The sequence below is a fragment of the Amycolatopsis sp. NBRC 101858 genome (assembly GCF_030269325.1).
GTDB lineage: Bacteria > Actinomycetota > Actinomycetes > Mycobacteriales > Pseudonocardiaceae > Amycolatopsis > Amycolatopsis ponsaeliensis.
In genome coordinates this window covers 44,939-67,352 of sequence record NZ_BSTD01000001.1, presented here as the reverse complement: position 1 = coordinate 67,352, position 22,414 = coordinate 44,939, and the positions used below count along the sequence as shown (strand labels likewise).

Annotated in this window: 21 protein-coding genes; 10 read left to right on the top strand and 11 right to left on the bottom strand. The window is 72.0% G+C overall.

The window, feature by feature from the left end; translation table 11 throughout:
- Positions 1 to 223 precede the first annotated feature (223 nt).
- Both QSK39_RS00295 and QSK39_RS00290 read left to right on the top strand, forming a co-directional pair.
- The gene (locus tag QSK39_RS00295) at positions 224 to 1,297 is read left to right on the top strand and encodes a Glu/Leu/Phe/Val dehydrogenase dimerization domain-containing protein (RefSeq protein WP_285475634.1); all 1,074 of its coding nucleotides are present in this window, start codon (positions 224 to 226) and stop codon (positions 1,295 to 1,297) included.
- Positions 1,294 to 2,100, top strand: coding sequence for a serine hydrolase (locus tag QSK39_RS00290; RefSeq protein ID WP_285475633.1), 807 nt, complete (start codon positions 1,294 to 1,296; stop codon positions 2,098 to 2,100). The genes QSK39_RS00295 and QSK39_RS00290 overlap by 4 nt, the downstream gene beginning before the upstream one ends.
- Positions 2,101 to 2,157: 57 nt before the next feature.
- Here the strand turns inward: QSK39_RS00290 and QSK39_RS00285 are convergent, their stop codons facing one another.
- The gene (locus tag QSK39_RS00285; RefSeq protein WP_285475632.1) at positions 2,158 to 3,105 is read right to left on the bottom strand and encodes a LysR substrate-binding domain-containing protein; all 948 of its coding nucleotides are present in this window, start codon (positions 3,103 to 3,105) and stop codon (positions 2,158 to 2,160) included.
- A gap of 84 nt (positions 3,106 to 3,189) precedes the next feature.
- On the opposite strand from QSK39_RS00285, the gene QSK39_RS00280 reads away from it, so the two are divergent.
- Positions 3,190 to 4,143: an MBL fold metallo-hydrolase gene (locus tag QSK39_RS00280; RefSeq protein WP_285475631.1), complete on the top strand. Its 954-nt coding sequence runs from the start codon at positions 3,190 to 3,192 to the stop codon at positions 4,141 to 4,143.
- A gap of 52 nt (positions 4,144 to 4,195) precedes the next feature.
- On the opposite strand, the gene QSK39_RS00275 is transcribed toward QSK39_RS00280, so the two are convergent.
- Both QSK39_RS00275 and QSK39_RS00270 read right to left on the bottom strand, forming a co-directional pair.
- The gene (locus QSK39_RS00275) at positions 4,196 to 4,381 is read right to left on the bottom strand and encodes a DUF5302 domain-containing protein (protein WP_285475630.1); all 186 of its coding nucleotides are present in this window, start codon (positions 4,379 to 4,381) and stop codon (positions 4,196 to 4,198) included.
- 82 nt (positions 4,382 to 4,463) lie between these two features.
- On the bottom strand, positions 4,464 to 5,420 hold the full coding sequence (locus QSK39_RS00270) for a winged helix-turn-helix transcriptional regulator (protein WP_284740955.1): 957 nt from the start codon (positions 5,418 to 5,420) through the stop codon (positions 4,464 to 4,466).
- A gap of 137 nt (positions 5,421 to 5,557) precedes the next feature.
- Here QSK39_RS00270 and QSK39_RS00265 point away from each other — a divergent pair, with 137 nt between their 5' ends.
- Genes QSK39_RS00265 through QSK39_RS00245 form a run of 5 tightly spaced genes read left to right on the top strand, consistent with a single transcriptional unit; the run spans position 5,558 to position 11,414 of the window.
- Complete coding sequence (locus tag QSK39_RS00265; protein ID WP_285475629.1) at positions 5,558 to 7,030, top strand: carotenoid oxygenase family protein; 1,473 nt, start codon at positions 5,558 to 5,560, stop codon at positions 7,028 to 7,030.
- A complete protein-coding gene (locus QSK39_RS00260) occupies positions 7,027 to 8,721 on the top strand; it encodes a class I adenylate-forming enzyme family protein (RefSeq protein ID WP_353051027.1) in 1,695 nt (564 codons plus the stop codon). The genes QSK39_RS00265 and QSK39_RS00260 overlap by 4 nt, the downstream gene beginning before the upstream one ends.
- Positions 8,722 to 8,725: 4 nt before the next feature.
- Positions 8,726 to 9,913 carry an acetyl-CoA acetyltransferase gene (locus QSK39_RS00255; RefSeq protein ID WP_285475627.1) on the top strand — a complete coding sequence of 396 codons (1,188 nt, stop codon included), beginning with the start codon at positions 8,726 to 8,728 and terminating at the stop codon, positions 9,911 to 9,913.
- Positions 9,910 to 10,893, top strand: coding sequence for an LLM class F420-dependent oxidoreductase (locus tag QSK39_RS00250; protein WP_285475626.1), 984 nt, complete (start codon positions 9,910 to 9,912; stop codon positions 10,891 to 10,893). The genes QSK39_RS00255 and QSK39_RS00250 overlap by 4 nt, the downstream gene beginning before the upstream one ends.
- 2 nt (positions 10,894 to 10,895) lie before the next feature.
- Entirely contained in the window at positions 10,896 to 11,414 is a 519-nt protein-coding gene (locus QSK39_RS00245) for a pyridoxamine 5'-phosphate oxidase family protein (RefSeq protein ID WP_285475625.1), read from the top strand.
- Positions 11,415 to 11,519: 105 nt separating this feature from the next.
- Here QSK39_RS00245 and QSK39_RS00240 read toward each other — a convergent pair whose 3' ends face one another.
- On the bottom strand, positions 11,520 to 12,362 hold the full coding sequence (locus QSK39_RS00240; protein WP_353051046.1) for an SGNH/GDSL hydrolase family protein: 843 nt from the start codon (positions 12,360 to 12,362) through the stop codon (positions 11,520 to 11,522).
- Positions 12,363 to 12,464: 102 nt separating this feature from the next.
- Between QSK39_RS00240 and QSK39_RS00235 the strand changes: the two genes are divergently transcribed.
- Positions 12,465 to 13,703, top strand: a complete 1,239-nt coding sequence (locus QSK39_RS00235) for a PucR family transcriptional regulator (RefSeq protein WP_285475623.1) — start codon at positions 12,465 to 12,467, stop codon at positions 13,701 to 13,703.
- A gap of 475 nt (positions 13,704 to 14,178) precedes the next feature.
- Here QSK39_RS00235 and QSK39_RS00230 read toward each other — a convergent pair whose 3' ends face one another.
- Both QSK39_RS00230 and QSK39_RS00225 read right to left on the bottom strand, forming a co-directional pair.
- Complete coding sequence (locus QSK39_RS00230) at positions 14,179 to 14,562, bottom strand: hypothetical protein (RefSeq protein WP_285475622.1); 384 nt, start codon at positions 14,560 to 14,562, stop codon at positions 14,179 to 14,181.
- An 82-nt stretch (positions 14,563 to 14,644) separates the two neighbouring features.
- On the bottom strand, positions 14,645 to 15,511 hold the full coding sequence (locus QSK39_RS00225; protein ID WP_285475621.1) for an alpha/beta fold hydrolase: 867 nt from the start codon (positions 15,509 to 15,511) through the stop codon (positions 14,645 to 14,647).
- A gap of 67 nt (positions 15,512 to 15,578) precedes the next feature.
- On the opposite strand from QSK39_RS00225, the gene QSK39_RS00220 reads away from it, so the two are divergent.
- Positions 15,579 to 16,322 carry a TetR/AcrR family transcriptional regulator gene (locus QSK39_RS00220; RefSeq protein ID WP_285475620.1) on the top strand — a complete coding sequence of 248 codons (744 nt, stop codon included), beginning with the start codon at positions 15,579 to 15,581 and terminating at the stop codon, positions 16,320 to 16,322.
- Positions 16,323 to 16,419: 97 nt separating this feature from the next.
- Here the strand turns inward: QSK39_RS00220 and QSK39_RS00215 are convergent, their stop codons facing one another.
- The 5 genes from QSK39_RS00215 to QSK39_RS00195 all read right to left on the bottom strand — a co-directional run bounded on the left by QSK39_RS00215 (position 16,420) and on the right by QSK39_RS00195 (position 22,412).
- A complete protein-coding gene (locus QSK39_RS00215; RefSeq protein WP_285475619.1) occupies positions 16,420 to 17,064 on the bottom strand; it encodes a TetR/AcrR family transcriptional regulator in 645 nt (214 codons plus the stop codon).
- A gap of 69 nt (positions 17,065 to 17,133) precedes the next feature.
- Positions 17,134 to 18,825 carry a flavin monoamine oxidase family protein gene (locus tag QSK39_RS00210; RefSeq protein ID WP_285477887.1) on the bottom strand — a complete coding sequence of 564 codons (1,692 nt, stop codon included), beginning with the start codon at positions 18,823 to 18,825 and terminating at the stop codon, positions 17,134 to 17,136.
- An 8-nt stretch (positions 18,826 to 18,833) separates the two neighbouring features.
- Positions 18,834 to 19,589 (bottom strand): carbon-nitrogen hydrolase family protein, encoded by a 756-nt coding sequence (locus QSK39_RS00205; protein WP_285475618.1) that lies wholly within the window; start codon positions 19,587 to 19,589, stop codon positions 18,834 to 18,836.
- Positions 19,586 to 20,977 carry an amino acid permease gene (locus tag QSK39_RS00200; protein WP_285475617.1) on the bottom strand — a complete coding sequence of 464 codons (1,392 nt, stop codon included), beginning with the start codon at positions 20,975 to 20,977 and terminating at the stop codon, positions 19,586 to 19,588. The genes QSK39_RS00205 and QSK39_RS00200 overlap by 4 nt, the downstream gene beginning before the upstream one ends.
- Positions 20,978 to 21,110: 133 nt before the next feature.
- Positions 21,111 to 22,412, bottom strand: coding sequence for a sensor histidine kinase (locus QSK39_RS00195; RefSeq protein WP_285475616.1), 1,302 nt, complete (start codon positions 22,410 to 22,412; stop codon positions 21,111 to 21,113).
- Positions 22,413 to 22,414: the final 2 nt, after the last annotated feature.

The following is a 22,414-nucleotide window of genomic DNA, read 5'->3' as shown; positions in this document are numbered from 1 at the left end:
CCGGGGCCGAGCCCCGGACCCCGGCCGGGGGGCAAACCACCCCGGACCCCCGCAAGATCGGTTACTCGTCCGTATCCCGGGACCTCTGCTGGTTCCCCGGGCGGAGAGGATCTAGGTTGGTGCCGGGAAGCACTCGGGCGGACGACCTCCGCCCCGGCCTCCTGCCACCCTTGAAGCGCGTCCCGGCCACGAACCGGGCGCGGGAGACAAAGGAGTCACCACCGTGACCGAAGGAGTGTTCGCCCGGGGCACCGGGCACGAACAGGTCGTGTATTGCCACGACCAGGCCAGTGGCCTGAAGGCCATCATCGGCATCTACTCCACCGCGCTCGGACCCGCACTGGGCGGGACGCGCTTCCACCCCTACGCCACCGAAGCGGACGCGCTCGACGACGTGCTCGCGCTGTCCAAGGGCATGGCGTACAAGAACGCGCTGGCCGGGCTCGACCTCGGCGGCGGCAAGGCCGTCATCCTCGGCGACCCGAAGACGCTCAAGTCCGAAGCGCTGTTGCGCGCGTACGGGCGTTTCGTGCAGTCCCTGGGCGGCCGCTACATCACAGCGTGCGACGTGGGCACCTACGTGCAGGACATGGACGTCGTCGCCCGCGAATCCGACTTCGTCACCGGCCGCTCGCCCGAGGACGGCGGCGCCGGCGACTCCTCCGTGCTGACGGCGTTCGGCGTGTTCCAGGGCATGCGTGCCTCGGCCGAGCACCTCTGGGGCAGCCCGGACCTGGCCGGCAAGCGCGTTGGCGTGGCGGGCGTCGGCAAGGTCGGGCACATCCTCGTCGGGCACCTCGTGGACGCGGGCGCGCAGGTGACCATCACCGACGTCTACGAGCCGGCGATCTCGCGCACCCACTCGATCTACCCTTCCGTTCAGGTCGTGTCCGATGTGGACACCCTGCTGCGGGCGGAACTGGACGTCTTCGCGCCGTGCGCGCTCGGCGGCGTCCTGAACGACACGACGGTGCCGGTGCTGGGTGCTCGCATCGTCTGCGGTGCGGCGAACAACCAGCTCGCGCACGCCGGCATCGACAAGCAGCTCGCCGACCGCGGTGTCCTGTACGCGCCGGACTACCTGGTCAACGCCGGCGGCGTGATCCAGGTCGACGACGAGCGCCACGGCTTCAACTTCGAGCGCGCCAAGCGCAAGACGACGGCCATCTTCGACACGACGAAGGCCGTGTTCGCACTGGCGGAAACCGACGGCGTGCCCCCGGCGACGGCGGCCGACCGCCTCGCGGAGCGCCGGATGGCGGAGGTCGGGCGGCTGCGGTCCATCATGACCGTGTGAGTCCTGAGGAGATTTTCGCGGCGGCGGGCGTGCGGGGGTTCCTGCACGCCCGCCGTCTCGGTTCCGCTGCCTCCGTCGAGGTCGACGCCGACGCGCCGGTCGTGCTGGCTTCGGTGGTGAAGGTGGCACTGGCGTTCGAGTTCGCCCGGCAGGTGGCGGCGGGCCAGCTCGACCCGACGGACCGGGTGCACGCTTCGGCGGCCGACCGCCTGGGCGGCAGCGGCTCGGCGGGGTTCGCCGACGACGTTTCGTACAGTCTGCGAGACACGGCGCTGCTGGCGTTGTCGGTGTCGGACAACACGGCCGCGGACCTGCTGTTCGACCGGGTGGGCGTGGAGAACGTGCGGTCGTTGCTGGCGGAGCTGGGCTTGTCCCGGACGTCGGTCATCGGCGCACCGCGTGATCTGCTGCGCACGATCATCGACGACACGGCCGCGGGAGTTCCCTTGCGGGCGCTGGATCCATTGCGGACTTCGTCGACCACGGCGCGGGAGATGACTTCTTTGCTGGCGGCGATCTGGAATGACCCCGGACCGGGGGCGCAGGTCCTGGAGTGGATGTCGGCACAGGTGAGCTGGCACCGGCTGACGGCGGGGTTCCCGCCGGAGGTGGCCGTGGCGGCCAAGACGGGCACGATGCCGGGGATCCGCAACGAGATCGGCATCGCGACGTACCCGGACGGGCAGGCGTACGCGGTGGCGGTGTTCACGGCAGGCGGAGCGGAGACGTTGCGACGCCCGGACATCGACCGAGCAATCGGCAACGCGGCGCGAGCAGCGGTGGATCAGCTGCGCTCCCCGTAATGCCCTTCCAAACACGCGTGATGCCCGCCGGATCACGCGTGATGCCCCAAGCCGCCGTCAGCTGCGCTCGTAGAACACGTCCCACGGCCGCGCGCCGCCCGGGTCCGGTGGCACCAGGCGCGAAACCCCGTCGTCCCGGAGCACCCCCGCCGCGATCTCGGCCAGCTTCGCCGCCTGCGGGTGCGGGCTCGTCGAGGGCCAGGCGAACGCCATCCGTTCCCGGAGGACCTGGTCGGCCAGCGGCCGCCAGACCACCCGCGGCTCCTTGCGGGCGCGCGGCTCGAACGCCACCCCGTGCCCGGCCAGGACCAGGCCGAGCGCGAACTCCGGGTTGCGGGCGTGCCGGACCGCGGCCGGGCGGAAGCCGTGGTCCCAGCACGTGCGCAGCAGCGCGTCGTAGCTCCCCGGCGCCGCCGCGCGGGGCGCGTGCACCAGGCCTTCGCCCGCCAGGTCGGCCAGCGACAGCGAGGAAGCGCGGGCCAGCGGCGAATCCCGGGGGAGCACCACGCCCAGCGGTGTGTCGACGGCCGGGCCGAGGTCCAGTCCCACCACGTCCACCGGCAGCTGCAGGAGCCCGGCGTCGAGCTCGCGGTCGGCCAGGAGCCGCGTCTGCTCGGCGGTGGTCAGCTCCTGCAGGTCGAGCCGGACCGCCGGGCACTCGTCGGCGAACTTCGTCAGGATCGCGGCGAGCACCCGTCCCGGCAGCTCCGGCGGCACGCCCGCGCGCAGGGCGTCCATCTCGCCGCGCTCGGCCTTCGCGACCAGCGCTGTCATGCGGTCCCAGCGGCTCAGCAGGTCGCGGGCCTCGGCGCGCAGCACTTCGCCGGCCTCGGTGAGCGTGACGCGGCGGCCGCGGTCGAACAGCTTCGCGCCCAGCTCGGCTTCGAGCCGCTTCACCCGCTGACTGAGCGGCGGCTGCGCCATGCCGAGCCGATCGGCGGCGCGGCCGAAGTGCAGTTCTTCGGCCACGACGAGGAAGTAGCGCAGCGAACGGAGGTGGTCCACGCTGCGACGATACCCGTCCGCATATCGACATGCCGACGTCCCGATCTTGGACAGCGCCGCCGGGGCCGTGGTCGAGTGCGCGTCATGAACACAGGACTCAGCAGACGGGGGCTGTTCGGCGCGGGCGCGGCGGCGGCCACGATCCTCGCCGGGGTTTCGGCGGCTTCGGCGGCGCCGGTGCGCCAGGGGACGTCGCGGATGACGCTGCGGTGGTGGGGGAACAACGGCTGGGAGATCCGCGTGCCGGGCTCGACCGGGACCAAGACGGTCCTCATCGACCCGTGGCTGACGCGGTTCAAGACCGGCACGTACACGCCGGCGGGCGCGGACCCGCGCACCCCGCTCTCGGTGAACAAGGCGCTGATCGACGGCTACGTCGACCGCGGCGAGCTGCGCGCGGACCACATCCTCGTGACGCACGGCCACTACGACCACCTCACCGACGTCCCCTACCTGGCCCAACGCACCGGAGCGACGGTGGTCGGCACCGAGACCCATTTGAGTCTCATGGCGGCACTGGGCGCGCCGGAGGACCAGCTGTCGATCGCGAGCGGCGGCGAGGACCTGACGTTCGACGGCTACTCGATCCGCGTCCTGCGGTCCCTGCACTCGGCGACGGGCGAACGGGCCCGGGTGCCGTTCCCCGGTTCGCGGCCGCTGTCCCGCCGGGATCGCCCCCGGGTGATCGAGGACCTGCTCGAGGGCGGAACGCTGGCGTACCAGGTGACCGGCGGCGGGGCGAGCGTCCTGGACTTCGGCGGCTCGAACTACGTGGAGTCCGAGCTGGCGGGGCTGCGCCCGGACGTGGTGTGCGTGCCGGTGGGCGGCGCGAAGGTGACGCAGTACGTGCCGAGGCTCCTGCGCACGCTCGGCAACCCCGCGCACGTGGCGGCAACGCACTGGGACGACTTCGACCTGCCGCTCGGCCAGGCGAAAGATCCCAACGGCGGCTTGGAGGTGCTGCGCAAAGCGGTGGCGGCGGCGAGCCCGGCGAGCGAGTTCGTGGTGCTGGAGCACCTGGGCGAGTTCACGCCGTAACCACGACGAAGGCCCCCACCCTGAGCAGGTGGGGGCCTTCGAGGCGGAAACCTCAGCCGCTCTTGCGGCGGAACGTCCTCTTGTTGGCCGCCGGGCCGTGGGCGTGCTGGTTCTTGCCGCCGCCGTTCTCGTGGGATGCGCCCGAGCGCGTGTGGGCCTGCTTGCGCTCCAGCGCCTCCCGGAACTTGCGCTTGACGTCGTCCTCCTCGCCGCTGGGCGACGGATTCGGTTCACTCATGCTTACCTCCGGAACTGACGACGTGTGACCGCTCCAGCCTGGCATCAGACAAACCGCTTGGCGAGTCGATTTGGTCACCCGCTCAGCGTTTGGGGGTCGGCACTCCGCCGAACTGCACCGACTTGCGGGTCAGCGGCCGGCCGCAGTGGTCGCACAGCAGCATCGGCTGCAGCCGGTTGCCGCATTCGACGTGGTGCAGCGTGATGTCCGGCTCCTGGCCCGCCACCTCGAACCCGCGCGACCACTCCGCGATGAACGCCAGCGCCGGGAAGAACGCCAGCCCCTTCGCCGTCATCCGGTAGTCGCGCGCGTCCGTGCGGGTCTTGGCCGTGCCGGTGCGCAGCACGCCGACCTCGACGAGCTTGCTCAGCCGGGCCGACAGCACACTCGGCCCGATCCCCAGCTCCCGCTCGAACTCCGAGAAGTGCCGGCAGCCGAGCAGCGCGGACACCAGAAGCCCCGTCGACCAGCGGTCGCCGAGCAGCTCCATCGTGTCGGGGAAGAACATCATCGGGTCGCCGGCCAGGGATTCCGCGTCCTTGCGGCGGAAGCGCTTGGACGCCGTCGCCGCCGCGACGCCGGTGCTGTCGAGCCGCGAAGCCCGCACGTCACGGGCGTCGACCCGGCGGCCGCACGCCCCGCAGCCGAGGGGCGCTGATGTAGCCAGCTCGCAGTCGAGGTGGATGAGCGTCGGCAGCACCTCGCGGCGGCCTTCGACCCACTCGCGCTCCCAGGCCCAGATCGAAATCAGCAGCGGCCACAGCTGCAGGCCGCGCTCGGTGAGCCGGTACTCGTGCCGCGTGCGCCGCGCGTCCCGGTACGGCACGCGCGTGAGCATGCCCGCTTCCACCATGTCCCGCAGCCGCCCGGACAACGCCGTCGGCGAGATGCCCAGCCGCAGGCGCAGCTCCTCGTACCGCCGGAAGCGCAGGAACAGGCTCTGCAGGATGAGCAGCGTCCACTGGTCACCGACCAGTTCGAGGGCTCTCCGGAGCGGATCACCCGCCGGCCGGATGCGTTGTGCGGTCGCCTCGGTCACCGAAATCCCCCTTGTAACTCGCTGCCTCAGCGTACACCTGACTACAGCAAAAGAAGCCTATTGACACCTGACTACACAAATCATAGTCTCATCCCCATCAGCCAGCGCGGTGAGCCCGACATCCAGGGAGAAGCCCGATGACCAGCACCTCCGAACAGCCGCTGATGGTGGCCCGGACGGCGGACACCGGCGAGGCCAACCCCTACCTGCTCGGCGTCTACGCCCCGGTCGACACCGAGATCGACGCGGAAGACCTGCAGGTCATCGGCGAGATCCCGAAGGACCTCAACGGCGTCTACCTGCGCAACGGCCCCAACCCGCGGTTCGCCCCGGAAGGCCGCTACCACTGGTTCGACGGCGACGGCATGATCCACGCCGTCCACCTGGAGAACGGCAAGGCGCGCTACCGCAACCGCTGGGTCCGCACGAAGGCCTTCGAGGCCGAGTCCGAGGCCGGCAAGGGCCTCTGGACCGGCGTCATGGAGAACCCGAAGGGCAACCCCTTCGGCAACACCCACGGCCTGGGCCTCAAGGACAACGCCAACACCGACGTCGTCTTCCACCGCGGCCGCGTCCTCGCGACCTGGTACCTGTGCGGCTCGCCGTACGGCATCGACCCGCTCTCGCTCGAGACGCTGGGCGCCGAAGACTTCCTCGGCACGCTGGTCGGCGACATGATGGCCCACCCCAAGGTGGACGAGGCCACCGGCGAGCTGTTCTGGTTCGACTACGGCCCGCGGCCGCCCTACCTGCGCTACGGCGTGATCAGCGCCGACGGCCAGGTCGTCAAGAGCACCGAGATCGAGCTGCCCGGCCCGCGCCTGCCGCACGACATGGCCATCACCGAGCACTACGCGGTGCTGATGGACCTGCCGCTGGTCCAGGACCTCCAGGCCGCGAAACAGGGCCGCCACAAGCTGCACTTCGACCGCTCGATGCCGAGCCGCTTCGGCGTACTGCCACGCTACGGAGACGGTAGCCAGATCAGGTGGTTCGAAGCGAGCCCGTGCTACATCTACCACGTCGTCAACGCCTGGGAAGAGGGCGACGAGGTCATCCTCGACGTCTGCCGCGTGCGCAAGCCCGCCCCGCGGGCCGACGCGCACACGCCGCTCGCGAAGATGCTCTCCTACCTGCGCCTCGACGCCCAGCTGCACCGCTACCGCTTCGACCTGCGGACCGGCGCGTGCCGCGAGACGCCGCTCGACGACGCCAACACCGAGTTCCCGACCGTCGACTCCCGCAGGGTCGGCGCGCGGAACCGGTACTCCTACGCGGTGCACATCTCGCCCGAGTCGACGCTGAAGTTCGACGGGCTCGTGCGCTACGACAATCTTGCCGGCTCCAAGACCGAATACCGGTTCGGTCCAGGTCGGTGGGGCAGTGAGGCGCCCTTCGCACCCCGCGATGGCGCATCCGTCGATTCGGCGGACGGTTACCTGGTGACGTTCGTGCAGGACGAGCGTGATGGACGCTCGGAACTGGACATCTTCGACGCCGCCGAGCTCGCTGCCGGACCCGTGGCCAGGGTCCTGTTGCCCCAGCGGGTTCCGCTCGGTTTTCACGCGACCTGGGTCCGGGCGGACCAGCTGGAAAACCTCCGTTCATGAGATGCCATCGAGAGGGTCGCGCCCGGGATTTCCGGGCGCGGGGATGGTGGAGTGCGGAGACGATCGACCGGCTCGTGAAGGAGCGGGTCAGTGCCGACCCGGAGGGTCTCGCGCTGGTCGATCCACCGAACACCGCCGCACTGGTCGGACGCGACCCGGTGCGGTGGACCTGGAACCGGCTCGACGAACGTGTCGACGTCCTGGCCGCGTTCCTGCTCGCCAGAGGGGTGCGAGCAGGTGACGTCGTGGCCGTGCAGCTGCCGAACTGCTCGGCCCTGGTCCAGGCGTTCCTCGCGATCGTCCGGCTCGGTGCCGTGGTCACCCCGTTCCCGGTGTCCTACCGGGAGCACGAGATGGGTCCGATGTGCCGGCGCACCGGGGCCGTCGCGGTGGTGACCGCATCCAGATACGGCGAGCACGAGCTCGCCGGGGCGGCCCTTGGGCTAGGCGCTGCGGCGCCGTCGGTCCGGTTCGTCGTCGCCCGGGGGGACGACGAACCGGCCGGCGCCCTGGCCTGGCCCGAAGAACCACTGTCCACAGCGGAGAAGTCTGCTTTGGACGACCACCTGTCCACACTGGACACCGACGTCGACGACTGCGTCACGATCTGCTGGACGTCCGGCACCGAAGCCGAGCCGAAGGCGGTCCCGCGCTGCCACGGCGACTGGCTCGCGACGGCCGCCGGCTGCGCCCAGGCCGCCGGGATGACCCGCGACGACGTCCTGCTGTCGCCGTTCCCCATGACGAACATGGCCGGCATCGGCGGGATGTTCCTGCCGTGGCTGCTGACCGGCGCCGTGTTCGTCCCGCACCACCCGTTCGACCTGCCGGTGTTCCTGGGGCAGCTGGCGGCCGAACGCGTGACGTACACGCTGGCGCCACCGGCGTTGCTGACCATGCTGCTGCACAACGAAAAGATCCTGTCCGGAGTGGACATCGCCGCCCTGCGGAAGATCGGGTCCGGCTCGGCGCCGCTCTCGCCGTGGCTCGTGCGCACCTGGGCCGAGCGGTACGGCATCGACATCATCAACTTCTTCGGCTCCAACGAAGGCACCGCGCTGCTGTCCGGCCCGGTCGACATCCCGGACCCGGACCAGCGGGCGAGCTACTTCCCGAACTACGCCTCGGATGTCACGTGGTCGACGCCCGTCGCCGGCTGGACGTCGGTGCGGCTGCACGACCCGGTGACCGGCGAGCACGTGACCGAACCCGGGCGGCCCGGTGAGCTGCACATCGCGGGGCCGACGGTGTTCGCCGGCTACCTCAGGGAGAAGGGCGAGCCGCTGGACACGTCGTCGTTCGACGACGACGGGCACTTCCGCACCGGCGACGTCTTCGAGATCGCCGGGGAGCGCGGGGAGTTCCTCCGGTACGTCGACCGGATGAAGGACCTGGTCATCCGCGGCGGCATGAACATCTCGCCCGCCGAGGTCGAAGGCCTGCTGGCCGGGCACCCGGACGTCGCCGACGTCGGGGTCGTCGGCGTGCCCGACGACGTCATGGGGGAGCGGGTGTGCGCGATCGTCGTGCCGGGCGCGCGGAAGCCGTCGCTCGACGAGCTGGTCGCGTACCTGCGCGAGAAGAAGGTGGCCGCGTTCAAGCTGCCGGAACGCCTCGAGTACGCCGACGCCTTGCCCCGCAACCCGGTGGGGAAGATCCTCAAGCGGCAGCTGAGGGAAAGTCTGGAGTGAGGCCATGACCGTGTTCGTGCTGGGCGGGGCGCAGACCGACTTCGCGCGCAACTACGCGAAGGAGGGGCGCGGGATCCTCGAGCTGTTCGCCGAGGTCGTGCCCGCCGCCCTCGCGGACGCCGGTGTGACGGCGGCCGACGTCGGGGTCGCGCACGTCGGCAACCTCGCGGCCGAGCTGTTCACCGGGCAAGCTCAACTGGGCGGGCTGCTGGTGGCCGCGGTGCCGGAGCTGGACGGCGTGCCGTCGACCCGGCACGAAGCCGCGTGCGCGTCCGGCAGCACCGCCGTCCTCGCCGCGTGCGCCGACCTCGAGGCGGGCCGCTACGACCTGGCGCTCGTGGTCGGGGTCGAGCTGATGCGCAACGTCGACGGGCAGCGCGCCGCCGAGCACCTCGGGTCCGCCGCGTGGGCCGGGCACGAAGCCGTCGCCGCGAAGTTCCCGTGGCCCGCGCTCTTCGCCGACGTTGCTTCCGCGTACGACTCGCGCTACGGCCTCGACCCGGACCACCTCGGGCAGTTCGCGTCGCACGCTTTCGACCGCGCGGCCAGGAATCCGCTCGCCCAGGCCCGCGACTGGCGCTTCCCGGCCGGCGCGTTCGGGCCCGACGACGAGCTGAACCCGGTGATCGAGGGCAGCCTGCGCAAGCAGGACTGCGGCCGGATCACCGACGGCGCCGCGGCGGTCCTGCTGGCCTCGCCCGCGTTCGCCGAGCGGCTCGGCGGCGGCTTCCCGCGCATCGCCGGGTTCGGCCACCGGACCTCCCACATCGGCCTCGCCGAGAAGCTGGCGTCCGATGGCGAGTACCTGTTCCCGCACCTGCGCGGCGCGGTCGTCGACGCCTACGAGCGCGCGGGCGTGGCCGGGCCGGACGCGCTCGACGTCGTCGAACTGCACGACTGCTTCACGATCACCGGGCTGGTCGCGCTGGAGCACCTCGGCGTCGCGCCGCCCGGGGACGGCGGCAGGTTCATCGCCGACGGCGGCCTCGACGCGGCCGGGATCAACCCCGGTGGCGGCCTGATCGGGCTGGGTCACCCGGTCGGCGCGACCGGCGTCCGGATGCTGCACGACGTCACGCGGCAGGTGACCGGGAAGGCGGGCGAGACGCAGGTGGAGGGCGCGAGTACGGCGTTGACGCTCAACGTCGGCGGCTCGTTCACCACGGTCGTCACCCTGGTGGTCACCGCATGAGGCTTTCGGTGTCGCTGGGGCTCTGGCAGGACCGCCCGCCGGAGGAGGCGCTGGACACCGCGCGCGCCGCCGAGGCCGCCGGGTACCCGGAGCTGTGGATCGGCGAGATGGCGACGTGGGACGCGTTCGCGCTGGGGACCGCGATCGGTGCGGTGACTTCGTCTCTGTCGCTGACCTTCGGGCCGCTGGCGGTGACGGTGCGGGACCCGGCGACGATCGCGATGGGCGTCGCGTCGGTCGCGGCGCTGACCGGCCGGACGACCGGCGTCGCGCTCGGCACGTCCAGCGACGTCGTGGTGCGCGGGTGGCACGGCCGGTCCCGGGCCCGGGCCGCGACCGCCCTGGCGGAGTCGGCGATCGCCGTGCGGCAGCTGGTTTCCGGCGAGAAGTCCACTGTGGACGGATCGGTGGTCGGTTCCCAGGGGTACCGGTTGCGGCTGGCCGCGCCGAAATCCCCGCTGACGATCGCCGCGTTCGGCCCGCGCGCCCTCGACGTCGCCGCACGGCACGCCGACCGCATGGTGGTGAACCTGGTGAGCCCGGCCGCGGCGGCGACCTTGGTCGCTGGGCTGCGGGAGGCGGCTGCGCGCGCGGGAACCACGCCGCCGCCGGTGGCCGCGTGGGTGGTCGGCGCGGTCGATCCGGACCCGGCGGCGCTCGAACAGCTGCGTCGCGGCGTGGTCGGCTACCTGGCGGCGCCGGGCTACGGCGAGATGTTCCGCGCGGCGGGGTTCGGCGACCTGGTCGACTTCGCGCGGACGCGGCCGCACCCGCGTGAGCTGCTGGCGGCGGTGCCGGTGGAGGCGATCGCGACGGTGGGCCTGCTGGGCTCGCCGGCGGAGATCGCCGCGAAGGCGCGGGAGTACGCCGAAGCGGGGATCGACGAGCTGGCGATCGTGCCCGCCACCAGCGACAACGACCCCGGCGGCGAGAAAACTCTCGCCGCGTGTCGATCCGCCGTCGTCCCGTTCGACGCGTAAGCATGACTGAACCGACGAGCACCAAGAACCTCGACCAGAACGGGAACCCGGCGCTGCCGTGGAGCCGGGCTCGCGACCTCCTCGCGACCCAGACCCCGAAGGAGAACCTGACGTTCTTCGTCGGGACCGTCCGCCCCGACGGCCGGCCGCACGCCGCCGGCGTCGGCGCGATCTGGGTCGACGACACGCTGTACTTCGTGAGCGGAGCCGGCACGCGCCGGGCCCGCAACCTCGCGACGAACCCGGCGTGCAGCGTTTCGGTGCGCCTGAACGGCCTCGACCTCACCATGGAAGGCGAGGCCGAGCACGTCGCCGATCCCGCCACCCTCGAGCGGGTGGCGGCGGTCTACCGCGAAGGCGGCTGGCCCGCGACGGTCGAAGACGGCGGGTACAACGCGCCGTTCATGGCGCCGAGCGCCGGACCGGCGCCGTGGCTGCTGTATCGGCTCGCGCTCACCCGGGCGATCGCGGTCGCCTCGGCCGAGCCGCACGGCGCGAGCCGCTGGGACTTCAGCCGCTGACCACGGCGGCCGGGCGCCGGCCCCAGCGGCCGGCGCCCCAGCCCCGACCTCAGCCGCCGATCGCCGGTCACGGCAGCCGGACCCCGCTCGGCGCGGTGCCTCGCCTCAGCCGTTGATCGCCCCAGCCACCAGCGCGCCGATGTGCCGCATCCCGTTCGCATTGGGGTGCAGCGGCGCCGCGACCGACGTCGGGATCACGCTCTCGAACCACTTGACGCCGGGCAGCTTGCAGACGTCGTGCCCGATCGACGCCGTCCGGACGTCGACGTACCGCGCGTTGTGCGCCGCCACCTGCCGGGCCAGGGCCGCGTTCGTCTTGTCGACGCTGCCCTGGATGTAGTTCGCGTCGCGCGGGGTCAGGGGCGCGACCGGCCAGCACCCGTTGTGCGGCAGGTAGGTTCCGTAGCCGGCGACGAAGACGGCCGCGTTCGGCGCGTGCGCGTGGATCGCGTCCAGCAGCGCGCCCCACGTCGGCTCGAACGCCGCGATCTTCTCGGCCAGCTGGTCGTGCCCGCCGGCGGTGTAGCGGTCGACGCAGTCCGGGTTGATGCCGGGCAGCAGGTTGATGCAGCTGGTCGCCGCGCCGACCAAGCCGACGTCGTTGCCGCCGATGGTCAGCGTGACGGTCTTCGTGCTCGCATTGAGCGTGTCCAGCTGCGGCGGGACCGCGCCGGTCTCCGTCGACTGCGGTGCGTACATGTCCGCGGTCGTCGCGCCGGAGCACGTGACGTCCTTCAGCGGTACGCCGAGCTGCTTCGCGGCGACGTGCGGGTAGTTCGTGAGCGAGCGCAGGCAGCCGGGCGACGAGAGGTCCGGGGGCAGGATCAGGGGACCGGCCGCGGCCGAGTCCCCGAGCGCCACGTACTCCCCGGCGGTGCTCGCCGCCGCCGTACCGGCCGTCGTCGCCAGAGCCGCGACCAAGATCGTGATGAACGCCGTTGTCCGCACTCGCACGCCGTCCTCCTCCACGTAGTTGGCTTCCGTGACACCATCGGCACCGAGGAGGGCCGGGTTTACTGGGAATCCGGGCAGAGAACGAGGGGATCGGTTGTGACGGAGCACAAACCGGGTGGTGACCTGACGCTCGGCGGCCAGCGCGTCCACGAGCGGCTCACCCAGGAGGAGCCGGAGCTGATCGCGCGGGTGCTGACGCGCATCCAGGCCGACGTCGCGGACTACCGGCGGCTGCCGGTGGAGGAGCTCGCGGGCGACATCGCGCGGATCACCCGGCAGGCCGTGCGCGCGTTCGCCCGGAGCCTGCGCGAAGACCGGCAGCTCAACGACGCCGAGCTGCAGCAGATCGGCGCGTCCGCGGTGCGGCGGGCCGAGGAGGGCTTTCCGCTGGAGGCCGTGCTGTCCGCGTACCACGTCGGGGCGCGGGAGATCTTCGCCGTCGGCTCGGCCGACGCGGGCAGCGCGGACGTCGCCGACGTGCTCGACGTCGCGGACCGGGTGCTCGCGTTCGTCGGCACGATCACCGGGGCCGTCACGCGGGGGTACCTGGAGGAGCTGCGCACGAAGGTCGGGCAGGAGCACACCGCGCGCCGCACGCTGCTTTCGGTGCTGGCCGACGGCGGCCCGGTCGACGTCGTCGCCCGCAGCGCCGGGATCACGTTGCCGGCGCGGTACCTGGTGCTGAGCGTCGAGCTGGGGCCGCACGCCGACGAGGTGTCCCCGGGCGTCGACGCGGACATCGCGATCCGCCGGAAGCTGCGGCGGTTCCTGGCCGCGTTCGAACAGTCCTGCGGCGACGGCGTTCTCGCGTCCCTGGACGGTCCGGGCGGGCTGGTGCTGCTGCCGCTGGCCGGGCGGCTGTCGGCGGTCCCGGAGTGGCGGGCGCTGCTGGACACGGCCGGGCGCGCGGCGGGGGTCGACGTGCTGGCGGCGGCCGACACTGCGGCGCCGCCGGAGGTCCGCGAGGTGGCGGGGCTGACGGGCGAGGTGCTGGACGTGCTGCGCTGGTTCGGGCGCCCGCCGGGGCTGTACCGCCTCGACGACGTCCTGATGGAGTACCAGCTGACCCGCCCGGGCGCGGCCCGCGACCGGCTCGCGGCGGCGCTCGCCCCGCTGGACGCGCACCCGGAGCTGGTCGAGACGCTGTCGACGTACCTGGAGCTGGACACGAACCGCCGCCTCACGGCGGCCCGCCTGCACGTCCACCCGAACACGGTCGACTACCGCCTGCGCCGCGTCCGGGACCTGACGGACATCGACCCCCTCAACCCGGCCGGCCTCCCGCGCGTCATCGCGGCCCTCGCCGCCCGCCGAGCCACCACCCTACCCGCCTGACGCAGTCGTGTCGTCCCTCCAATCACGCGTGTCGACCTTCGAGCTACGCAAGCCGACCCTCCGGGTACGCGAGTCGACCCTCCGGGTACGCGAGTCGACCCTCCGGGTACGCGAGTCGACCCTCGAGGTACGCGTGTCGACCCTTCAGTCACGCGAGATGCCCTCCCAGTCACGCGTGTCGCCCCTCCAGTCACGCGAGATGCCCTCCCAATCACGCGAGTTACGTCCCTGATCACGCGAGTTCCGCGTACCGGAACGGCGAACTCGCGTACCCAGACGGACGACTCGCGTACCTGGAGGGTCGGTTCACGTGATTGGCGGGCGAACTCGCGTGATTGGGGAGTCGACACGCGTGATTGGCGGGCGAACTCGCGTGATTGGGGAGTCGACTCGCGTGATTGGAGGGTCGACACGGCCGCCGGGCCTCCCGATCCCGCCGGCCGGAGGCCGAGCCGGAGCCCGAGCCGAGCCGGCGTCAGCCGGCGGTGGTGAGGGAACGCGGAGCCGGGGCGTCAGCCGGACGGCGGGGCGCCGGGACGCGGACCGGCACCGGAGCGCGGGAGATGAGCCGCGCGGCGAAGCCGAAGGCGAGCAGCGCGGCGAAGACCAGGGCGGCCACGGCGGCAGCCGGGGAGAAGGTGAGCTCGCCCGCCCGGCCGAGCACGAACCCCGAGTCCAGCGCCCACGCCACCGCCGCGACGCCGGCCGCCGCGAAAAGCGACGTCCGGTATGCCGCGGCCAGTACCACCAGACCCAGCGTGACCAGCGCGTACCAGGGGCTCGGGCCGGCCAGGGCCGCCGCGATCACCGCGACCACCGCCGCCGCACAGCCGAACGGGAACCCGAAGCCACCACTCATGCCGTCCAGCGAACCCCGCCGGCTGCAAAAACCGGGGAGCCAGGACACATTCCCTACGCCCCGGCCCCGGGATCTTGACGCGTTATTGACCCGTCACGCCGGCGATCGCCGAAGCCAGCGTCGGCCACACCGCGCGCGGCAGGTTGTGGCCCATGCCCGGGATCACCAGCAGCTCCGCGCCCGGGATCGCTTCCGCCGTCGCCTTGCCGCCGCTGACGTCGATCAGCGGGTCGGCGTCGCCGTGCACGACCAGCGCCGGCAGCCGCACCGAGCGCAGCCCCGCCGTCCGGTCGCCGGAGGCCAGTACCGCCGCCGCGTGCCGCAGCGTGCCCACCGGGTGGCGGGCGCGGTCGTAGTGCAGTGCCGCCTTGGCCAGCAGGAACGCCTCGTCGTCCGGATAGCCGGGCGACCCGAGCCGCCGGTAGCCGTCGACGCTGTCGGCCAGCGCCTGCTCGCGCGTCGAGGCCGGCGGCCGCGTCAGCATCGCCAGCGCCCACGGCTCGGCCTGCCCGACCGCCGGGTCGCCGGTGGTCGACATGATCGAGGTGACGGACCGCAGCCGGTCCGGGTGGTCGATGGCCAGCTGCTGCACGATCATCCCGCCCATCGACGCGCCGACGACGTGCGCGCGGCCGATGCCGAGCGCGTCGAACAGCCCGACGGCGTCGTCGGCTAGGTCCGAAAGGCGGTACGGCGCCGTCGTCAGATCACCGCCGGCCAGCGCGGCCAGATCCGGCGCGGGCAGCTCGTCGAGCCAGGTGGAGAGCCCGACGTCCCGGTTGTCGTAACGCACCACGAAGAACCCGCGGGCGGCGAGCAGCTCGCAGAAACCGTCCTCCCAGGTGATCATCTGGGCACCGAGGCCCATCACCAGGACCAGCGGCGGATTGTCGGAATCGCCGAAGGTGTCGTATTCGAGCTCGAGACCGTTGGCCTGTGCGCGTGCCATACCCCGATCCTGCCCTACCCGTGCGGAGCTGGCACCGGTCCCACCCGTGCGGTTACCGTTACGCCCCATGCCGACCTCATCCTCGGGTACCGGACAGCGCCCCCGGTCGCGAGCCGCGGCGGGACTGCCGGCGCTCACGGCCGACCGGATCATCACCGCGGCGACGACGCTGACCGGCGAACGCGGCCTCGACAACTGGACGTTGCGCGAGCTCGCCCGCGCGGTCGAGGCCTATCCGGCGGTGATCTACCACCACGTCGGCGACCGGGACGCGGTGGTGAACGCCGTCGTCGACCGGGTGACCGGCCTGCTGGAGCTGCCCGACGCGCACCTGCCGTGGCAGGAGTGGTTCACCGAGCTGCTGGCGAGCCTGCGCGCGGTGCTGCGGGCCTACCCGGGCTGCGCGCGGCGGCTCGCGCTGTTCGGCCCGTCCGTCGAGGCGGCCACGCGCAGCATCGACGCGGGCGTCGGGGTGCTCCTGAAAGCCGGCTTCGGCCGCGAAAGCGTGCTGGCCTACAACTTGCTGCTGATGACCGCCTGCCAGTTCGTCGCGATGGAGGACGACCGCGAAGGCGCGCTCGCGCTGCGCATCGACAACACCGAGGCGTACGCGAAGTTCCGCGAGCGGGAAGACCTGCCGGGGATGGCCGAGCTGGGCGCCGCGATGCACGATCTGATGGGCGATCCCGACCTCGCCGCGGGGTACTACGCCCAGGTCTACGACTACGCGGTCCAGCGGTGCCTCGACGGGCTCGCGCACCGGCTCGAAGAACTGCGCGAATCGGACGGCGAAGAGCTGACAGCGACTTGACAGCGCTCCGGCGTACCGTGAGCGTGCGTCGGCGGCTCGTCCGCTGACCCGGAGCCCCTGGCGCCCTCCTCCCCCTCGTGGCGCCGGGGGCTTCGGTCTACCCGCGGCCGTCCGGCTGCGGCGGTTCCGCCTGGATCGCCGGGAAGATCTCGCCGACCAGCGTGACGAGCGACTTGGACAGCAGCAGGTGCACCTGGGGGCGGGTCAGGGAGCCGCGCACGAGCCATTCCCGGCCTGCCGACTTCACCATCCCGCCGAACGCCCGCACGAGCGCGTTGAGCTCCGGGCCGTGTTCGCTTTCGCTGGACAGCCCGACGGCTTCGAGCACGCGGTCGGCGGACTCCCGGTCGGCCTCTTCGAGGATGCGCTCCACCTCGAGGTCGCGCCCGATGCCCTCCGGCGCGATCGCGGCCAGCCACATCCGCTCCTGGCTGGTGACCATGTCGAGGAACCACTCGATGGCGACGTCGGCCCGCAGTTCCAGCGGCCCGTCCGGCAGGATTTCGACGGCCAGGCGTGGCACGGTCAGCGCCCGGCGGATGATTTCCAGGTACAGCTCGCGTTTCGTGCCGAAGTAGTGGTTGATCAACCCCCGCGCGACACCGGCCGCCGCGGCGATGTCCGAAGTGGACACTTCGGAGTAGGGACGGTCACCGAACAGCCGCGCCGCGCAAGCGTAGATCTGTTCCTTCCGTTCGTCCGGTTCCAGTCTTCGCCATCTCGGCGCCGGCTCGGTGTTCATGGTGTCATCGTCGCACGGCCGGGTGAGCCGGGCAGCTCAGTCTCCCGGGGTGGCCCGATCGGGGCACGCTCAGTCCGGCAGCGTGATCGGGGCGAGGTCCGCGAAGCAGTCGCCGGGGCCCGGGTTCGCGGGGTCCGTCTCGCCGCCGAAGTGGTGCAGCACGCCCCAAACCGCGTTGAGCGCGGTCTGCACCGCGCCTTCGGCCCAGCCCGCCGTCCACGAGACGTCGTCACCCGCCAGGAAGAGGCCGCGGTGACGCTCCGCGAGCCCGTCCTGCATGAAGTGCGTGAACAGCCGGTGCTGGTAGCGGTAGTGCCCGGGCAGGTTCGCCTTGAACGCGCCCATGAAGTGCGGTTCCGCTTCCCACGACACGGTCACCGGGTCGCCGATGAGGTGCCGCCGGACGTCGACGCCGGGGTAGATCTCGCGCAGCGACTGGAGCATCACTTCGACGCGCTCGGACACCGAAAGCGGCAGCCACTTCAGCGAGTCGTCGGCCCACGTGTAGGACAGGCAGATCACCGCCGGCTTGCCCGGGTCGTCGCCGAGCAGGTAGGTGCCGCGCGGCATCCGGTCGGTCAGCGTCATGCTCATCGTGTCGCGGCCGGTCGCCGGGTCGGGGTAGAGCCAGAACGGCCGGTCGACCGGCACGAACACCTTCGACGACTCCATGTAGTGCGTGCGCTCGATCGCCGTCCAGTGGTCGATCGGGAACAGCGCTTCGTCGCATTCGATCTTGGACAGCAGCATCCAGCTCTGCGCGGTGAACACCGCCGCCGGGTAGGTCCGGATGTGCCCGGACGCGTCGGTCACCGTGATGTTGTTCGGCGCCGTCCGGTGCAGCCTCGTGACGCCGGGCCGCGGTCCGCCTTCGTGCAGCGAAGACAACGACGTTCCCGCGGGCCAGAAAGCGAGCTCCGAAGGTGCGTGCTCCCAGAGCCGCAAGGGAAGCTGCCGGCTGCCGCCCACGATGCTGCGGTGCTCGTCGTCGGCGCCGGTGTAGACGACGCGCAGGATTTCCAGGATGGAGTTGGGGAAGTCGGTGTCCCAGCCACCGGTACCGAAGCCGACCTGGCCGAAGATCTCGCGGTGCCGGAAGGAGGCGAACGCGGGGGAGTCGCAGAGGAACCCGTAGAACGTCTGGTTGTCCAGCTTCGGGACGAGCTCGTTCCACAGCCGCTTGATCGTCTTCGCGTCGCGGTCGCGGATCGCGGTCTGCATCTCGGCGAACGACGCGTGCTCGGCCAGGGTCCGGTCCCACGCGGCGGCGACGTCGGCGAACACCGCGGGCAGGTCGGCCGGCGTGCGCGCGTAGTGGCTCTGTCCCTTGAGGTCGACGACGGTGCTCGGCGTCTCCGGGGCGAGCGGGTTCGGGAACGGTGCCGTCTCGAGCCCGACCTTGTCGATGTAGTGGAACAGCGCGGTCGACGCGGGCGGGAAGCGCATCGCGCCCATCTCGGCGACGACGTCGTCCGGGCAGCCCGGGAACCGCACGGTGCGCAGCCGGCCGCCGATCTCGGCGATCTCGTACACCACCGGCCGCAGGCCGAGTTTCATCAGCTCGTAGGCGGTGACGATGCCGGACAGGCCGCCGCCGATCACGGCGACTTCGGTGCCGTGCCGGTGAGCGGGCACCGAGCCGAGCCCGGCGGGGTGGGCGAGGTGGTCGTCGTAGGCGAACGGGAAGTCCGGGCCGAACATCGTGATCGGGCGGCCCGCCGGCTCGTCCCGGGGGATCGCAGTCGGGATCGCGGTCGGCAAAGCGGAGGTCATGCGGTGGTTCCTCGGTACAGTTCGGGCCGCCGGTCGGCCAGGTGGGTGTTCTCCAGGCGCGACGCGGCGAGCGCGTCGCGGGTGACTTCCGCGGTGATCAGCGCGGGTTCGCTCCCGGCGCGGGTCAGCACCTCGCCGGTGGGGGCGACGACGCAGGAGCGCCCGCAGTAGGTCAGCTCCTGTTCGACGTCGCACCGGTTGGCGTAGGCGACGAACAGCTGGCTTTCGTACGCCCGCGCCGGCACGAGCGTGTCGGCGACCAGCTCGTACGGGCTCATCAGGGCGGTCGGGACGGCCAGCAGTTCGGTGCCGGCGAGAGCGTGCGCCCGCACCAGCTCGGGGAACTCGACGTCGTAGCAGATCAGCAGCCCGACCCGGACACCGCCGACGTCGGCCTGCACCACCGGTTCGTCGCCCGGGGTGAACCACGCTTTGTCGAGGTCGCCGAACAGGTGCGTCTTGCGGTAGTTCGCCAGCCGCTGCCCGGTCGCGTCGACGAGCTGGACGCTGTTGTACACGTTCCCGCCGTCGGCTTCCGGGTAGCCGTACGCCAGCGCGACGCCGGTTTCCCCGGCCAGTGCGGACATTCTCGCCGCGGTGGGGCCGTCGGCGGGTTCGGCCAGCTCGTGCGTCCGGGCGCCGATGTGGTAGCCGGTGGTGGCCATCTCGGCCGTGACGACGAGGTCGGCGCCGGACGCGCGCACGGCTTCGGGCAGCGCGTCGATCGGGCCCTGGTGGATCGCGACCCTCATGCCAGCCTCGACCGCCGGATGCCGTAGCCGAAGTAGATCAGCAGGCCGACGGCCATCCAGGCGCCGAAGACCACCCAGGTGGCGCCGTCGAGGCTGAACATCATGTAGCCGCAGCACAGCACGCCCAGCAGCGGCGTCACCGGCGAGAGCGGCACGCGGAACGAGCGCGGCCGGTCGGGCTGGCGCCGCCGCAGGAGCAGGACGGCGATGTTGACCAGCAGGAACGCGAAGAGCGTCCCGATGCTGGTGGCGTCGGCGAGCTTGCCCAGCGGGATGAACGCGGCCAGGACGGCGACGAAGCCCGAGACCACCAGCGTGTTGATCCGCGGCGAACCCGACTTGGGGTCCACTTTGGACAGCGACGGCGGCACGAGCCCGTCTCGGGACATCGCGAACAGGATGCGCGTCTGTCCGTAGAGGACGGTCAGCACGACGCTGGAGATCGCCACGATCGCGCCGACGGCGAGCAGGCCGGCCCAGAACGGGTTGCCCGACACGACACTCAGGACGTGCGAGAGCGCGGCTTCCTGGCCGTCGAACTGCTGCCACGGCAGCGCGCCGACCGCGGCCACGGCGACCAGGCAGTACAGCACGGTGACGATGCCGAGCGAGAGCAGGATCGCCCGCGGCAGGTCGCGCTGCGGGTTCTTCGCCTCCTCGCCGGCGGTCGAGGCGGCGTCGAACCCGATGTAGGAGAAGAAGAGCTTGGCCGCGCCGGCGCTCATCCCGGCGAGGCCGAGCGGCAGGAACGGCGTGAAGTTCCGGGCCTTGACCGCGGTGAACGCGATCGCGCAGAACAGCACCAGCGTCACGATCTTGACCGCGACCATGACGGCGTTGGCCCGTGCGCTCTCCTTCGCGCCGGACAGCAGCAGGAGCATCGCGAGCACCACGACGACGATCGCGGGCACGTTGACGATCCCGCCGGAGCCGGGCGGCTGGCTCAGCGCGTCCGGGATGGCGAAGCCGAAGGCCAGCCGGAGCAGTTCGTTGAGGTACTGCCCCCACCCGACGGCGACCGACGCCACCGAGACGCCGTATTCGAGGATCAGGCACCAGCCGCAGACCCAGGCGACCAGCTCGCCGAGGGTGGCGTAGGCGTAGGAGTAGGACGAACCGGACAGCGGGATCATGCCGGCGAGCTCGGCGTAGGAGAGGGCGGAGAAGAGCGCGGTGATCCCGGCGAGCACGAACGAGACGACCACGGCCGGCCCGGCCACCGGCACGGCTTCGCCGAGGACGACGAAGATGCCGCTGCCCAGCGTCGCGCCGATGCTCAGCATCGTCAGCTGCCCGAGTCCGAGCGACCGCTTCAACGTGCCATGATCACTTTCGGCGACGAGATCGGCGACCGGTTTCCGCCGCACCGTCGCGGCCCGCAGATTCATGCCGACGACGGTATCTGCCGTCGTTGCCGCGCAAAACAGGAGAACATTGCGCGTACAGATGAATCACAGGTGATTCATTGCACAGACTGTGCGGATCGTGGCGAATCGTTCCGTCGGCAACGGACCGCGACTTTCACGGGGAAAGTGCCGTGGGCGGCTCGGCGGCCGGGAGCAGGAGGGTGAACGTCGGCGGGTCCGGGCGGCTCAGCCGCAACCGCCCGCCTTCGGCCTCGGCGAGGCTGCGTGCCAGCCGCAGGCCGATGCCGTGCCCGGCCGCCGCCGTCGCGAACGGGTCCGTTTCGCCCAGGTCGGGGCCCTCGTCGGCGACGTCTATGGCCAGCGCGTCGCCGGCGTCGCGGGCGAGCAGCGTCACCGTGCCTCGTCCGTGCGTCGCCGCGTTGTCCAGCAGCACGCCGAGCACCTGGCGGACCGCCGCGACCGCCACCCGCGCCGGCGGCGGGTCCTGGCGGGTGATCCGCAGCGCGCGCCCGTGCGGCGCGAGCAGGGCCTCGCCGGCCTGCCGGACTTCCTCCAGGAGGGCGTCGAGATCGAGCTCGGCCCGCGGCGCGCGGCGTTCGCGGCCCAGCGCCAGGAGGTCCTCGATGGTGCGTTCCAGCCGGTCGGCCGACGCGATCCCGGCGCGGATCGCCGCGTGCGGGTCCGCGCCCGGCGTCTCCAGTGCCGCTTCCAGCTGCAGGCGCAGCCCGGTCAGCGGGGTCCGCAGCTGGTGGGACGCCTCCGCCGAGAACGCACGCTCGCGCTCCAGCGTCGAACCGATCCGGGCCGCGGTCGCGTCGAGCGCTTCGCCGACCCGGTCGATCTCGGCGATCCCGGCGCGCGGGCCGCGGACGGTGAAGTCGCCGTCGCCGAGCTGCCCGGCCGCCGTGGCCAGCTCCTCCAGGGGCCGGACGAGCCGCGTCGTGAACCGCCGGGCCATCAGCCAGCTCGCCCCGATCGCCACCACCGCGAGCCCCGCCATGCCGAGCCAGGTCAGCCCGACCCGCAGCCGCAGCTCCGACACCGGCAGCGCGGCGCGCACCACCCCGGTCACCCGCGCGCCGCTGACGACCGGCACGGTCAGCACGAGATCACCGCTCTCGTGCCCGGTGACGACGTCGACCGTGGCGCTCGCCGCCCGCTGCTCGAGCGGGCCACCGCTCGCGGGGCCGTGCCCGGCGAGCAGCCGCCCATCCGGGGCGTAGACGCCCACCGCGCCTTCGGCCTCGTCGTCGTCCCCGCGCGGCGGCACGGTCGGCGCCCGCCCGGCGGCCAGCTCGTCGGACACCGCGAGCGCGGCGGCGTCGGCCGCGCGTTCCAGGTCCGAGACGGCGTCGTCCTGGTAGTACTTCATCACCGCCACACCCAGCGGCAACGCGAACAGCACGGTCGCGACCAGGGCGGCCAGCACCGTCAGGGAGATGATCCGGCGGCGCACGG